Raw genomic sequence first — 14,521 nt, 5'->3', positions numbered from 1 at the left:
CGGTTCACCTCGTGGGGAGTTGGAAGTATTGTATTACGATGTAAAATACCAGGACCAACCCCCTTCCTCACGGTTGGAATTCATTGAACCCTCCCGCTTGGCCAATGGATCGTGCAGGGACAGTCATGCGCACCTTGAGAATCCGGTTCCCCGAGCCCTCGACCTTCATCAAGTGGGCGGGCGGAATCATCCTGGCCTTCAACCTGGCCGTCATCGCCGCCTCCATCTGGCTCCTGGCCCAGAACCGGCGCCACTACCAGGAACGGGCCGAAGTCCAGACCCACAACCTGGCGGAAGTGGTCGAGGAGAACATCGCCTCCACCCTGGAGCGGATCGACCTCGCGGTCCTGGCACTGGTCGACGAAGCCGAACACGATCCCGACGGGCCGCGGCTGGAGGCATTCGCCCGGAATCAGCTGAGGCGGGCCGGGGTCCTCGACGGCCTGAGCCTCACCGATGGCCAGGGCAGGCTCCTGGCGGGCACGAAGCTGAGCTTTCGCGGGGAGGATCCGGTGGGCCGGGCCTTCGCCCTTCTCGCCAAGCAGGAAGCGGCCCCCCGGCTCCTGCTTTCCTCCCCCATCCAGATGGGCTCAGACGGCGCCTGGCACCTCCTGCTGGCCCGGAGTTGGGAGCGCCCCGGCGAAGCGGCCGGCGGCCTCGCCATCGCGATCCTCCCGTTGAAACGGTTCAACCAGGACCTGGCCCAGGTGGATGTCGGCCCCCTCGGCACCGTATCGCTCCGGGCCAACGACTTCAGCCTCCTCGCCCGGCACCCGGCCCAGAACGGCCCGGACCTGGCGATCGGAAACCGGGACTTCACGGGCCCCTACCTCGCAGCGGCCCGGTCGGAAAAGCCCTCGGTCCAGTTTTCCACCCAGTCCCTGCTCGACGAGGAGCGGCGCACCTACACCCTGCTGCGCATGGACTCCTACCCCCTGCTGCTGCTGGTGGGCCTCGCCGAGCGGGACTACCTCCAGCCCTGGCGCCACCAGGCAGCCCTGGCTGCCTTCGCCGTCCTGGTGACGGTGGGCTTCTCCCTCGCCCTGGGCTGGCAGGCGCGATCGGCCTGGCTCCGCCACCTCGATGCCCAGGCCGCCCTCGAGGCGAAAAAAGAAAAATACCGCCTACTGGCCGCGAACACCACGGCCGTGATCTGGACCCTGGATCCCGAAGGCCGCCCCACCTACGTCAGTCCCTCCATCCTGCGCCAGCGCGGCTGGACGCCGGAGGAGTTCCTGGCCCTCCCGTCCTCCAGCCGGGCCCTCACGGATCATTCCATCCGGCAGATCCTCGAGCGGGTCACCGGTGCGCGGAACCTCGCTCCGGGTTCCCAGCCCTTCGAACATGACCTCTTCGAAGCGACCGTGGCCTGCAAGGATGGACGGGAGATCCAGGTGGAGGCGCAGTGGCGCATCGTCTGGAGCGAGGAGGGGCGCCTCCTCGGCTTCCAGGGGGTCACCCGCGATGTCACGGAGCGGAACCGGCTGGAAGCCGAGCGGGAGGCCTACATCGCGGAGCTGAAGGACCTGAAGGACCGGCTCGAGCACATGGCCCAGCACGATCCCCTCACGGGCCTCCCCAACCGCGCCCTCTTCAAGGATCGCCTGGAACAGGCCCTGGTCCAGGCGCAGCGGAGGCAGAGCCGCTTCGCCGTGCTCTACATGGACCTGGACAGGTTCAAGGCCGTGAACGACGCGCACGGGCATGAGGCCGGGGATGCCCTTCTGGTGGCGGTCGCCCAGCGGCTCTCGGCCTGCCTCCGCCAGGCCGACACCCTGGCCAGGCTCGGCGGGGATGAGTTCGCGGCGGTGCTGCTCGATGTCCAGGACCACGAGAGCGTCCTGCGGGTCGCGGAAGCCATGGTGGCGGCCGTGGGCCGCCCCTTCGAGCTGGGGCCGCTCACCTGCACCATCGGCCTCTCCCTGGGCATCGCGATGTACCCGGCGGACGGGGCCTCGGCGCCGACCCTCCAGTCCGCCGCGGACCAGGCCATGTACACGGTCAAGCAGTCCGGGCGTAACGGCTTCCGGTTCGCGCAGGCCGCCCCCGGTGGCCAGGGGACGACGCCGCCCGGCGAGACCTGACTCCCGACCGGCGCCCCAGCAGGCGTGACCTCAGGGCCCGACCAGCTGCAGCTCGGCGGCGAACTGGCCGGCGGCACCGGTGGCCTGAACTTCCAGCCGCACCGGCGAGTAGCTGAAGTCGAAGAAGGCCAATCCGGAATAGGCTCGGGCCGCCTGGCCGGTGGGCGTGTAGGCCACGTTCACGCGGAAGGCATTCTTGGCGGGATCCACGGCGGTCAGCGTGCCGCTCAGGGTGCCGAAGACGTCTGATCCGCTCAGGGCCCCGGTGGAAGTGAGTCGGCCGCTGATGGGGTAGCCCGAGCTGGTCATGGTGGATGTGTAGGTTCCAGCCACGTTCGCCATGATGACGGGCGAGGCGTACTTGGCTCCGGCGTTGTAGGCGAAGGCGAAGGTCCCGCTGTCGTAGGCGCTCGTGTAGCTGCCCGACAGGGTGGTGCTGGCGATCCCCGATCCGCTGAGGGAGAACGCGGTGGAGGTGGTATTGCCGGGGAAGACGTACCCGTACGGGGCGTACAGGGTGCCCGAGCCTGTGGCGGCGTTGCCGCTGGCCGCCACTGTTCCCACCGCCTGGATGCCGTTGGAGGCCACGTAGCGCATCTCCCCGGAGGACAGCACCAGGGCCGTGGCCGTCACCGTCGCGCCCGTGGTGGACCGCAGCGTGCCCGTCCAGGGCCCCTCGAAGGCACCGGCGGAGGGCGGCGGTGCGGGTGCGGGCGCGGGAGTGCTGCTGCCGCCGCCCCCGCCCCCGCAAGCGAGGAGGGCCGATAGGCCGGCGACCGGAAGAAGGGACGACTTCATGTTCATGGGGCTCCGCCGTGGAGAAGAGAATGATGACCCGGAGATCAAGCATGATCACCCTACACCCGGACAATGGACAGAGTCTGTCCACCTGGGCGGTTCTCTGGTTTTCCGGCGAGACCAGGCCGACCACCAGGAACAGCGCTGGATCCAGAAAGGCCTTGACGAACAGGGGCGTTCGATCAAACTAGCACTCGTGAGGTGTCAGTATGACGTCAGCGCTGTACGGGGCCGGGGCCGAATATGCCCTTCACTCACTGCTGATCCTCGCTTCCCGGAAAGAGCCCGTCAGCGTCCGGGACCTGGCGAGGTACCAGAAACTTCCCGAGCGCTTTCTCGCCAAGATCTTCTCCCGCCTCAAAGCATCGCGGATCGTCCTGGGAACCGAGGGCATCTCCGGCGGCTTCACCCTGGCCCGGCCTGCGGAACACATCCCCGTCCTCGAGGTGCTCGAGGCAGTGGACCCGGAGCGCGCCCTCTTCGCCTGCGCCGAGATCCGCCAGAACTGCGCCCTGTTCGAGGAACGCACGCCCGGGTGGGCCATCGCAGGCTCCTGCCGGATCCACGCCTTCATGCAGGAGGCCGAACGGAAGCTGAAGGAGGTGCTGGCGTCGAAGACCATCGCCGACCTCGCCTGCGAGCTGAGCTGCAAGACACCGAAGACCTTCGCAGACGAAACCGCAGAGTGGTTCCAGACCCAGCGGCGCGCGCGCCGCGGGGCCCAATCCGATCCAGACCACAACCCCAAAGGAGTCCAGTCATGAGCAAGAACGTGTTCGTCGCGGGTGCGACCGGGGCCATCGGACGCAGCCTCTGCCGGCTGCTGGTGCAGGACGGCTGGAAGGTCACGGGCACCACCCGATCCCAGGCCAAGGTGGGCCTGCTGCGCGAGCTGGGCGTGGCCCCGGTGGTGGTGGATGTGTTCGATGCCGCGGCCCTGCGGGAGGCCGTGGTGAAGGCCCAGCCGGAGGTCGTCGTCCACCAGCTCACGGATCTGCCGCCGGCGCTGGAGCCCGCGCTGATGACCGAGGCCCTGGTGCGCAACGCGCGCCTGCGCGAGGTCGGCACCGGCAACCTGGTGGCCGCGGCGGTGGCCGCCGGCGCCAAGCGGATGATCGCCCAGAGCCTTGGCTTCGTCTACGCGGCCGGGCCCGTGCCCTACCGCGAGGACGCGCCGTTGCTGCTGGACGTCCCCGACTACCTGGAGACCGTGCAGGCCGTGCTGAGCCTCGAACGGCAGGTCCTGGCCGCGCCCCTGGCCGGCATCGTGCTGCGCTACGGCAAGCTGTACGGCCCGGGCACCGGCTTCGACACCGCGCCCGAAGGCAGCCCCCTGCATGTGGACGACGCCGCCGACGCCGCGCGCCGCGCCATGACCGCAGGCGAGCCCGGCATCTACAACATCACCGAGGACGACGGCGTGGCCTCCATCGCCAAAGCCAAGGCCGCCTTCGGCTGGGTGCCGGGGTTCCGGCTGGCCTAGCCGGGCCAGGTAAGACCCCGACCCGCTCGCCGGTCTCAGGCCCCCAACGCCCTGGGGCCGGCACCAGCGGGGGCCCTCGGAAGTGTCCACGCGGCTGAGCATGCCGAGGTTCGTGAGCAGGTCCAGATGGGGTGAGCCACCCAGCGGGTTGGAGGCCTATGAAGTGGGCTCAGCAGTGGGAAATGTGCAGAATGACGGGCCAGAGCCGATTCGACCTGTCACCTGATCAAACAGCAGAATCGTATAGATACCGCTGGAAGTCCGTGAACGCATCCCTGATCTCCTCCACGCTTCCCAGGTCCGCCACGGCATCGGAAATGGCGTCGTGATACTTCAGCTTGAGCAGGGGCGAGAGCTTCTCCTGGTCGAGTTCGTCCACGCCCTGCTTCACATACTGGGCCAGGACGAACTCCAGGAAGGCACGCTTCTTGTCGGAGTAGCTGTCGTGGATGAGGACCTTGGCCTGGTTGGCACGGGCCTCGCGGGTCCGAGGGCTCAGGGCGAAGGCGACATAGGCCAGCACATCGAACAGGTCACTGTTCTCGGCCTCGATGATCCGCTGCATCTCGGCCATGGTGTCCCGGCCATAGCCCTGGTCGGAGAGCCCCGCCAGGAGGGCCTTCCGGGTGTCGGGCTTGCTCCAGATGGCCCTCAGCTCGGCCTCGTTCTTGAAGAAGGCTGGCAGGGCCCCGAACAGGTTCTCCAGGAACTGCGCCGCCGACATGGGCCGCCCGTCCGCGCTCCAGAAGGTGGTGGACAGCATGTGCTGGATGGTCCGTTCCTTCCCGTCCGCCAACTTGATGCGGGTCTTTTGCTTCCGTTCAGGCTCCTCCCCCTCGGGCTTGGGATCGGGGGCCGCCCGTTCCACCCGCCGCGATGGGCCTTCTCCATCTTCAGTTTCAAGCTCCTCGGGTTCCCCGTCCCACTCCGGATCGCTGAAGTGATGGTGGGCCTGCACGAAGTCGTAGATGGTGAAGTAGTCCTTACCCTCGAAAAGCCGGGTGCCCCGCCCGATGATCTGCTTGAACTCGATCATGGAGTTCACGGGACGCATGAGGACGATGTTGCGGACATTCCGCGCATCCACCCCGGTCGATAGCTTCTGGGAGGTGGTCAGGATGGTGGGGATGGTCTTCTCGTTGTCCTGGAAGTCGCGCAAGTACTGCTCACCCAAGGCCCCATCGTTGGCCGTGACCCGGACGCAGTAGAGGGGGTTGGTGCTGCGGCTCACCTGGTTGATGAGGTCGCGCACAGCCAGGGCGTGGGGTTGGCTGGCACAGAACACCAGGGTCTTTTCATCCTGGTGGATCAGGTCCATGAAGAGCCGCACCCGATAGTCTTCGCGCTCCTTGATCTCGATGATCCGGTTGAAGTCCGACTCGGTGTAGCGCTTCCCTTCTTCGGCCACCCCTTCCAGCAGGATGTCGTCCGGGGTGTAGACATATTCATCCAGCGTGGTGCTGATCTGCTTCACCTTGAAGGGCGTCAGGAAGCCATCGTTGATGCCTTCCTTCAAGGAATAGACGAACACCGGCTCCCCGAAGTAGGCGTAGGTGTCCACATTGTCCGTGCGCTTGGGCGTGGCGGTGAGGCCCAGCTTCACGGCCGGAGTGAAGTAGTCGAGGATGCTCCGCCAGGTGCTCTCGTCCTTGGCCCCGCCCCGGTGGCATTCGTCGATCACGATGAAGTCGAAGAAGTCGGGCGGATACTCCCCGAAATAGGGCGTGTCACCGGCGCCGCTCATGAAGGTCTGGAAGATGGTGAAGAAGATGCTGCCGTTCTTTGGGACCTTGCCCTTCTTGCGGATCTCATCGGGGGCGATGCGGACCAGCGCGTCCTCCGGGAAGGCCGAGAAGGCGTTGTAGGCCTGGTTCGCCAGGATGTTCCGGTCCGCCAGGAAGAGGATGCGGGGTCGCCGGGTGGGTTCCCCGCTGAGGCTCCACCGGCTCTGGAAGAGTTTCCAGGCGATCTGGAAGGCGATGAAGGTCTTGCCCGTGCCGGTGGCCAGGGTGAGTAGGAGGCGGTCCTTCCCGGCTGCGATGGCTTCCAGGACCCGCTGGACCGCGATGTCCTGGTAGTAGCGGCCCGGGTGGGAGCCGCCCTTGTCCTCGAAGGGCACGGCGGCGAAGCGGTCTCGCCAGGCATTCGCTTCGGCATAGGTCCAGTCCCAGAGTTCATCGGGGCTGGGGAAGGCGGGCACATCCCCTTCCTGCCCCAGGGCCATGTCCATGCCGTAGATGGCCTGCCCATTGGTGGCGTAGGTGAATCGGACGGCCAGCTTGGCGGCGTAGCTCTTGGCCTGGCCCACGCCTTCCGTATAAGGCTTGTCCCAGGCTTTGGCCTCCACCACGGCCAGCTTGGTGTTGCGATAGACCAGTACATAGTCCGCGATCTCGGCCTTGGCCCGCTTGCCGCCACCCTGGAGCCGCCCCTGGGTGATGCCGTATTCCCGCAGGATGCGGCTGCCCTCAACCACACCCCACCCTGCCGCTTTCAATGTGGGGTCGATGTGCTCGGCGCGGGTTTCGGCTTCGTTCAAGGTCTTAGCCCTGTCACAAGTCGCCGTTGAAGGCACGGTGGAGGAGGGACTGCTTTAAATCTCCCAGGGTTTCTATTTTTTGTTGATAAAGGGTTTCAAGGCGTTCAATTTCAGTAAACATTGAGTCAATACTCTCGACAGCCTTGGACTGTTCTTCCAATGAAGGAAGTGGGACTCTAATTTCCTTCAATACCTTCACAGAGGCTACATTTTGAATTGCAGCACCACCAGAATATTCACTCAATGCATTCTGGAAACCTTCACTTGTCATCCAATATTTCAGGTATGAATTCAAGACACTAGGCATAGGTGATAGCTTCAACAATGCTTGGTTGATAATCCCCTTTCGAATTCCTTTTGGCACGATTGCCACGCGCCCCATCGTCCCAGAACAACTCATAATGAGTTCGCCTGGGTGAAGTTCAAATCGTTTCATTTCATTGAATTTTGCCTCGCCAACGAAGTACCTGACCTCATCGAACTGATCATAAATTGCATGCTGTTGTTCATAGACGGCATAACCATCCGAGACGAAATTGGATTTCGTGAGGCTTCCACCAAATGGGCCTCTGACAAATTCACATAATTCCCCAAGTTGCAAATCTTCCGAAACGGGAGACAAACGAGAGAACATGGAACGCACATGACCTTCGAAAACCTCATGGGCATTCTGAAGATTTTTCTCGGCGTTGGACTTGGCTGTGGCTATGTTCTCTAAGGCTTCATCAAGGATAGTGACTATGCGCCGTTGCTCAGAGTGATTTTGGGGATACCGAATTGGGACACGGTTGATGTCCTGCTGATTAACACTAGCTTGGTTCACCGATTGCTTACATCTGGTCCGCCAGTAGCCCATTTCAAAAAGATGTTTGAGGTACATATTCAGAAAACCCGAAGCAACCTCAGGCTTTGGGCGCATCAGTAGGAGATTGACGCCGTGGTAGACATCCTCATCAATATCAAAGGTGGCAGTCTTCCCGACATGGATTGCACTATTGATATGACTAAAGAGAATGTCACCCTTCTCTAGGCGATACTTCTTCCTATCGGCTTCACTCAGCGATGCGTAGCCAACACGGCTCATGTCGAATGTGGCCGCTGCAATTGATTCAATGCGAGATATTTTTTGGCCCTGACCACTCTTGTCCTGCTTACAATTCACGCCATTTTTTAGCACGGCCAACACATCACCAAGGGTGGCTATCTTCCATCCTTCCTTCACAACAACCCCCGGATGGTTGCCAGCACATCAGCACTCTCCGCATCTAGGGCCGCGATCTCGTCCAGGATGTCCTCGGGACTGCGCAGCGCGATTTCCTCTCCTCCATTAGGGTTCTTCGTGGACAGATCGAGGGTGGCCTTATCGATGTCTTTGATATCCACTGACCAGGACTTGGAGGAATCAGCCTGGGTCTTCTGCAAGGCCAGGAACTCGGCCAGGTCCTCATCGTTCAGGGGGTTGGTCTTCCCCATGTTTCGGCCCGGCTGAAGCTGGTAGTACCAGACCTTCTGGGTGGGCACGCCCTTCTCGAAGAACAGCACCACCGTCTTCACGCCCGCGCCCTGGAAGGTGCCGCCGGGGCAATCCAGGATCGTGTGGAGGTTGCACTCCTCCAGCAGCTTCTTCCGCAGGGACACCGAGGCATTGTCCGTGTTGCTGAGGAAGGTGTTCTTGATGACGATGCCCGCCCGGCCCCCGGCCTTCAGGCTCTTGATGAAGTGCTGGAGGAACAGGTAGGCCGTCTCGCCCGTGCGGATGGGGAAGTTCTGCTGGACCTCCTGGCGCTCCTTGCCCCCGAAGGGCGGATTGGCCAGCACGATGTCGTAGCGGTCCTTCTCCTGGATGTCGGCGAGGTTCTCGGCCAGGGTGTTCGTGTGGATGATGTTGGGGGCCTCGATGCCGTGCAGGATCATGTTCATGATCCCGATGACATAGGCCAGGCTCTTCTTCTCCTTGCCGTAGAAGGTGCGCTTCTGGAGGGTGGTCAGATCCGCAGTGGTGAGCCCGTGTTTCTTCTTCAGGAACTCGAAGGACTCGCAGAGGAAGCCCGCCGACCCCAGGGCTGGATCGTAGATGCGCTCCCCGATCTTCGGCTGCACCACCTGGATGATGGCCCGGATGAGGGGCCGGGGCGTGTAGTACTCGCCGCCGTTGCGCCCGGCGTTGCCCATGTTCTTGATCTTCGCTTCGTAGAGGTGGGAGAGTTCGTGCTTCTCCTTCTGGGAGTGGAACCGCAGCTCGTCCACCAGGTCGATGACCTCGCGCAAGTTATAGCCGCTCTGGATGCGGTTCTTGATCTCCCCGAAGATCTCCCCGATCTTGTATTCCGTGGTGTTCGGCCCGCTGGCCTTCTGTTTGAAGGCGTGCAGGTAGGGGAAGAGCTTCAGGTTCACGAAGTCGCGCAGGTCGTCGCCGGTCAGGGCGGCGTTATGATCCAGCTTCCCATCCCTGCCCTTCGGCGCGGCCCAGGTTCCCCAGCGATAGGGCTTGTCGAGGATGAAGGCGTAGGCCTTCCCTTCCAGGGCCGCCTCAGTGGCCTTGTCCTGCTCCAGGGCATCGAGATACTTCAGGAACAGCAGCCAGGAGGACTGCTCCGTGTAGTCCAGCTCGCTGGTACACCCCGCGTCCTTGCGCAGGATGTCGTCGATGTTCTTGAAGGTCTGCTCAAACATGGGGCGGTTCACTCCAGGGGCGGAAGCGAGATGTAGCAAGGCGCTGAGTGCATCCGGCGGTAAGAAGAACCTACCAGGGGCGGAATTGATTGGGCGCTTGGTCACGGTATCGATTGTTTCTGGCCCCCTTGGTTACATCGCGTCCATTGAGCCGCCCGGCCTTAGCAGGAACGGTGCCTATGCGATCATGGCTGCATGGACGCCCCTCTCTCCGTCAAGCGGCTGCTGGAGCAGGTCAAGGCCCGGCTGGAGCCGCCGTTCTCGGCGGTGTGCGTGGTGGGGGAGGTGTCGAACTTCAGGGGCTCGGGCAGGCACTGGTACTTCACGCTGAAGGAGGAGGGCGCGGCGCTGTCCTGCGCGGTGTGGGCCAGCCAGCAGCGGTTCCTCCAGCACAAGCCGGCGGACGGGCAGCGGGTGGTGCTCAAGGGCAGCCTGAACCTCTACGTGGCGGGCGGGACGATCACGCTGGCCGTGACGCACTGCGAGCCCGCGGGCGTGGGCGACCTGCAGGCGCGGCTGCGGGCGCTGGAGGCGGATCTGCGCGCCCAGGGGCTCTTCGACCGGCCCAAGCGCCCCCTGCCCCGCTTTCCGAAGCGGCTCGGCATCGTGGCGGCCCTGGGCGGCGCGGCGCTGCGCGATGTGCTGCAGGTGACGGCCCGCCGCGCGCCGGGCATCGACCTGCTCATCGCGCCCGCGGCGGCCCAGGGCGAGCGGTGCGTGCCCGAAACCCTGCTGGCGATCCAGGAGCTGCAGGATCCCCACTGGGGCTGTGAGGCCCTGCTGCTGGTGCGGGGCGGCGGCAGCCTGGAGGACCTCTGGGCCTTCAACGATCCCGAGCTGGTGCGGGCTGTGGCGGAGTGCCGCATCCCCGTCATCACCGGCGTGGGCCACGAGATCGACACCACGCTGGTGGACCTGGCCGCGGACCGCCGCGCCGCCACGCCCAGCCAGGCCGCGGAGCTGGCCACGCCGGACCGCGCGGCCCTGGGCGCGGAGCTGCGGCGGCGGGTGGAAGCCCTGACGGCCAGGACCGCTTGGCGCCTGCGTGGCCTGGAGACCACGCTGAACCTGCTGGCGGACCACGGCCTGCAGCGGGCTGAGCCCCTGGCGCCGCCGATGGCCCGCCTGGCGGCCCTGGGCCAGCGCCTGGCCCTGGCCCACCCCAGCCGCGGCCTGGATGCGGCGGGGGCGCGGCTGTCCCTCCTGCGCCACCGCCTGGGCCAGGCCGCGGGCCGCGCCGCCGGCGAGCTGGACCTCCCCCGGGTGCGGGAGGCGCAGCGCCGCCTGGCCCCGGCGGCTCTGCGGGGCCTCCAGGTCCGCGACCAGCGGCTGGCGGTGCTGACGGAGCGGCTGCGGGGCCTGGATCCCGCCGGGCCCCTCCAGCGGGGCTTCGTGCTGGCCCTGGATGCCGAGGGGCGCCCGGTGACCACGGCCTCGGCCCAGCCTGCGGGAGCCTCCCTGCGCCTGCGCTGGCGCGACGGCGAGCGGAAGGCCCGGCTGGAGTAGGCCTGGAAAGCCGGCCCATGATCGGCAAGCCCCAGCCTGATCGTGAAGGTCAAGAGACTCCACGAAGGACACGAAGGGGCAGGCCAAGGCACGAAGGCAGTCCCCCCGTCCGGCCCAGGACATCCAGGCCTTCGGCCCCCGGGCGCGCGCTGCGCGACCGGCTTTGCGGGCGGCGGTCTCGGGCGGCTTCCAGAGGTCGCCACGGCCGCCGCCCGCAAAGGGATGTCGCGGTGGGTCGAGGGCCATTCGTGCTCTTTTCATGCCCGGAAGGGTATCTTCGTGCCCTTCGTGGTGATCTTTCCAGGGTGTCCGGAGCGCGCCCAGGGCCCGGCCGCGTGATACCGTAAAAAAAAATTGCCGGTGCCATGATGTCCAATGAACCCATTGCCGAGCCCGCGCCCTTCCACCGGAGGCGGATCCTGGAGCCGGGCACCGAGATCGGGCGCTTCCGGGTGGAGGCCCTGCTGGGCACCGGCGGCATGGGCGAGGTGTACCAGGTCTGGGATCCCACCCTGGAGCGCAGCGTGGCCCTCAAGTCCCTGAGGACGGGCCCGGACCGCGAAGCCACGGCGCCAGAGCGCTTCCGCCGGGAGGCCCTGGCCCTGGCCCAGCTCAACCACCCGAACGTCTGCCAGGTGCACGACTGGATGGAGAACGCCAGCGGCACCTACATCGCCATGGAGCTCATCGAGGGCCGGACCCTGGACCAGGTGGCCCCGGAGCTCGATGTGGCGGGAAAGCTCCAGGTGATCAGCGGCGTGGCCCAGGCCCTGGAGGCCGCGCACCGGAAGGGGATCATCCACCGCGACCTGAAGCCCGGGAACATCATGGTGGCCCAGGGCCACGGGCGGAAGCTCCAGGTGAAGGTGCTCGACTTCGGCCTGGCGCGGCTGGCGGACTCCACCCGGGCCCCCATCTCCGGCGAATATCCGCGCACCACGCTCTCGAACGTGCCAACCCCGGCCACCCTCAAGGCCCTGGAGGAGGCGGGCCGGGCGAAGGAGGGGGCCCCCTGCGAGGAGCCCTCCGGCAACCGCACCTGGGACAAGCTCACCCAGGCGGGGACGTTCATGGGGAGCCCAAGCTACGCCTCCCCGGAGCAGATCCAGGGCCAGGCCGCGGGCTCCTCCAGCGACATCTTCTCCCTGGGCATCCTCGCCTGGGAGCTGCTCGCGGGGGAGCACCCCTTCCCCGGGGAGGGGCGGGCGCGCATGGTGGCCATCGTGCAGGGCAACCACCGGGACCTGAAGGTGCGCGGCCTGCCGTCGGGGGTCTCGGAGCTGCTGCTCTCCATGCTGGAGGCCCACCCCTTCAAGCGTCCCACCGCCGGGCAGGTGGCCCGGCGCCTCGCCCACCTGCTGCGCCCCCGCAGCGCCCTGCGCTGGGTGGCCGCCTCGATCCTCGGCGCCCTCGCGCTGGCGGCGGGCCTGAACTGGTTCAGCTCCCGGGGCATCATCGCGGATCTCGTCCGCGAGCATCCGGCGCGGCTGGCGATCCTGCCCTTCGCCAACACCACGGGGGATCCCCGGCTTGATTCCATGGTGCAGAGGATCCTCCCCGAGCTGATCGAAGGCTCCCTCCGCGGCCTGCCCCGGCTGGCGCCCATCGACGGGAGCTACCTGGGCCGGGCCCGGACGGCGCTGCACCTGCCGGCCCAGGGACCGCTCGGCCCCAGTGATGAGGCCAGCCTCGTCGCGGCCCTCGGCGCCCAGGTCATCCTGCGGGGTACCCTGGCCCGCGGTGATGGCGGCACCCTGGTGCTGACCTACGAGCTGCGCGATGCCAGCGGCAAGGTGCGCAGGTCCGGGACTGCCGCGGAGAAGGGCGGAAGCCCGGCGGTCTCGCTGCCCATCGCCCGCAAGGTCGTCTCGGATCTCATGAAGGCCGTGGACCCGCTGTCCTCCATGTCCAGGCTGGTGCTGCCGGTTATGCCGGAGGAGGCCATCGAGGCCTATGCCCGCGCCACGGAGCTCATGGACAAGGGCGCGTTCAAGGAGGCGGCGCCCGCCTTCCAGGCCGCCGCCATGAAGGCCCCGGGCCTCACTCCCGCCATCCTGGGCTACGCCCAGTGCCTCAGCCGCCTGGCGGACGCGCCCCCCGAGCCCGTGTTCCACTGGGCCCGCTGGTCCGCCCGCGCCCAGGGCGACCGGGTCCACGAGATGAAGGCGCTCCACCACCTGGCCATCCGCTACGGGGACCGGGGCCTGTGGGAGGCCGCGGAGCTGTCCGGGCAGCAGGCCCTGGACCTGGCGCAGGCCATGGGAGAGGCGGGCTTCGAGGCCGGCATCCGCGCCACCCGCGGCGTGAACTTCCAGCGCCAGCACAAGCCGGCGGAGGCGGAGGCCGAATACCAGAAGGCCCTGGCCCTGTACCAGCAGGTGGGCGACCGGCTCAACGCCACGCGGTCCCTCAACAACCTCGCGGTGATGGAGAAGGAGCACGGCCACCTGAAGGAGGCCGAGGCCCGCTACCAGAGCGCCCTCCAGACCGTGCGCGCCTATGGCGACCGCTGGGGCGAGTCCTTCATCACCAACAACCTGGGGGACCTGGCCCTGGCCCAGGAGGGCGGGCTGGACCGCGCCGAGGCCTTCTTCCGCAAGGCCCAGTCCCTGCGCGAGGCCATCGGCGACCAGAACGGCCTCGTCTACACCATCATGGGCCTGGCCAGCGTGGCCCAGGCCCGAGGCGAGTTGGACCGCGCGGAGATGCTGGAGCGCCAGTGCCTCGAGCAGGCCCGCAGGACCCAGCTCAAGCCCATGGAGGCCACCGCCCTCTACAACCTGGGGGAGATCAGCCGCGATGCCGGGCGCTACGAGGCCGCCCGCGGGTTCTACCGGCAGTCCATGGCCCTCCACCAGGAGCTCAAGGACACCCTCATGGAGACCCACTGCGTGGCGGCCGAGGCCGAGTGCATGGCCCGGGAGGGGCGGCGGGGCATGGCCCGCGCCCTGCTGGACCGCAGCCGCGCCCTCTCCACCGAGGAGACGCCCTACATCCTCCGCGCCCAGGCCTGGCTGGCCCGCAGCGAGGGCCGGGCAGACGACGCGAAGCTGCTCTTCGCCAAGGCCCTCGACGGGGCCCGCATCCACGCGCCGGAGATCGTCCGCGAGCTGAAGGCCGCGCTGCGCTAGCTGTAACTGCCAAGGAGGTTGTTCATCCGGGTTGAGCTGGGAAGCTGTTGTTACCACACAGCGGCTTTCGCAGAGGCAACCCGGATGAACCTCCACAGTTCAGCAAAGACCTGTCCACGAAGTCGAGCGTTATTGATCCGGCGTGTCCGGTGCCTGGGAATGACCGTCCAGGCAGCGGCCCAGGCGGCGGGGATCAGCGTCCGGACTGCCTACAAATGGCTGGCCCGATTCAGGAAGGAGGGCCGGTCTGGGTTGGATGACCGCTCCAGCCGGCCTTTGCGCGCCCCGACCCGCACCGAGGCAGCCG

10 protein-coding genes are annotated in these 14,521 nt (G+C 66.4%); 6 read left to right on the top strand and 4 right to left on the bottom strand.

What is annotated here, in order from left to right; all coding sequences use genetic code 11:
• The first annotated feature begins 125 nt into the window (after positions 1–125).
• Positions 126–2,084, top strand: a complete 1,959-nt coding sequence (locus G398_RS0106120; protein ID WP_026852940.1) for a diguanylate cyclase domain-containing protein — start codon at positions 126–128, stop codon at positions 2,082–2,084.
• Between the two features lie 30 nt (positions 2,085–2,114).
• Here G398_RS0106120 and G398_RS0106115 read toward each other — a convergent pair whose 3' ends face one another.
• Positions 2,115–2,882, bottom strand: a complete 768-nt coding sequence (locus G398_RS0106115; protein WP_157492302.1) for a hypothetical protein — start codon at positions 2,880–2,882, stop codon at positions 2,115–2,117.
• A 209-nt stretch (positions 2,883–3,091) separates the two neighbouring features.
• Between G398_RS0106115 and G398_RS16645 the strand changes: the two genes are divergently transcribed.
• Both G398_RS16645 and G398_RS0106105 read left to right on the top strand, forming a co-directional pair.
• Positions 3,092–3,646 carry an RrF2 family transcriptional regulator gene (locus G398_RS16645; protein ID WP_052571572.1) on the top strand — a complete coding sequence of 185 codons (555 nt, stop codon included), beginning with the start codon at positions 3,092–3,094 and terminating at the stop codon, positions 3,644–3,646.
• Positions 3,643–4,365, top strand: coding sequence for an NAD-dependent epimerase/dehydratase family protein (locus G398_RS0106105; protein WP_026852938.1), 723 nt, complete (start codon positions 3,643–3,645; stop codon positions 4,363–4,365). Before G398_RS16645 ends, G398_RS0106105 begins: the two co-directional genes overlap by 4 nt.
• A gap of 226 nt (positions 4,366–4,591) precedes the next feature.
• Here the strand turns inward: G398_RS0106105 and hsdR are convergent, their stop codons facing one another.
• Genes hsdR through G398_RS0106095 form a run of 3 tightly spaced genes read right to left on the bottom strand, consistent with a single transcriptional unit; the run spans position 4,592 to position 9,577 of the window.
• Complete coding sequence (gene hsdR, locus G398_RS0106100) at positions 4,592–6,904, bottom strand: EcoAI/FtnUII family type I restriction enzme subunit R (protein ID WP_026852937.1); 2,313 nt, start codon at positions 6,902–6,904, stop codon at positions 4,592–4,594.
• Positions 6,905–6,917: 13 nt separating this feature from the next.
• On the bottom strand, positions 6,918–8,126 hold the full coding sequence (locus G398_RS20230; RefSeq protein WP_084512093.1) for a restriction endonuclease subunit S: 1,209 nt from the start codon (positions 8,124–8,126) through the stop codon (positions 6,918–6,920).
• Entirely contained in the window at positions 8,123–9,577 is a 1,455-nt protein-coding gene (locus tag G398_RS0106095; protein WP_026852936.1) for a class I SAM-dependent DNA methyltransferase, read from the bottom strand. Before G398_RS0106095 ends, G398_RS20230 begins: the two co-directional genes overlap by 4 nt.
• 195 nt (positions 9,578–9,772) lie before the next feature.
• Between G398_RS0106095 and xseA the strand changes: the two genes are divergently transcribed.
• The 3 genes from xseA to G398_RS20225 form a co-directional block, all read left to right on the top strand.
• Positions 9,773–11,083, top strand: a complete 1,311-nt coding sequence (gene xseA, locus G398_RS16640; protein WP_043483953.1) for an exodeoxyribonuclease VII large subunit — start codon at positions 9,773–9,775, stop codon at positions 11,081–11,083.
• Positions 11,084–11,451: 368 nt separating this feature from the next.
• Positions 11,452–14,214, top strand: a complete 2,763-nt coding sequence (locus G398_RS0106085; protein ID WP_026852935.1) for a serine/threonine-protein kinase — start codon at positions 11,452–11,454, stop codon at positions 14,212–14,214.
• Between the two features lie 84 nt (positions 14,215–14,298).
• Positions 14,299–14,521 (top strand): leucine zipper domain-containing protein (locus G398_RS20225; RefSeq protein WP_157492301.1); only part of this gene is annotated, 223 nt, incomplete at its 3' end.

Source organism: Geothrix fermentans DSM 14018, assembly GCF_000428885.1.
Lineage (GTDB): Bacteria > Acidobacteriota > Holophagae > Holophagales > Holophagaceae > Geothrix > Geothrix fermentans.
Note: the sequence above shows the minus strand (reverse complement) of the source record. Positions and strands in the feature narration are given on the sequence as shown.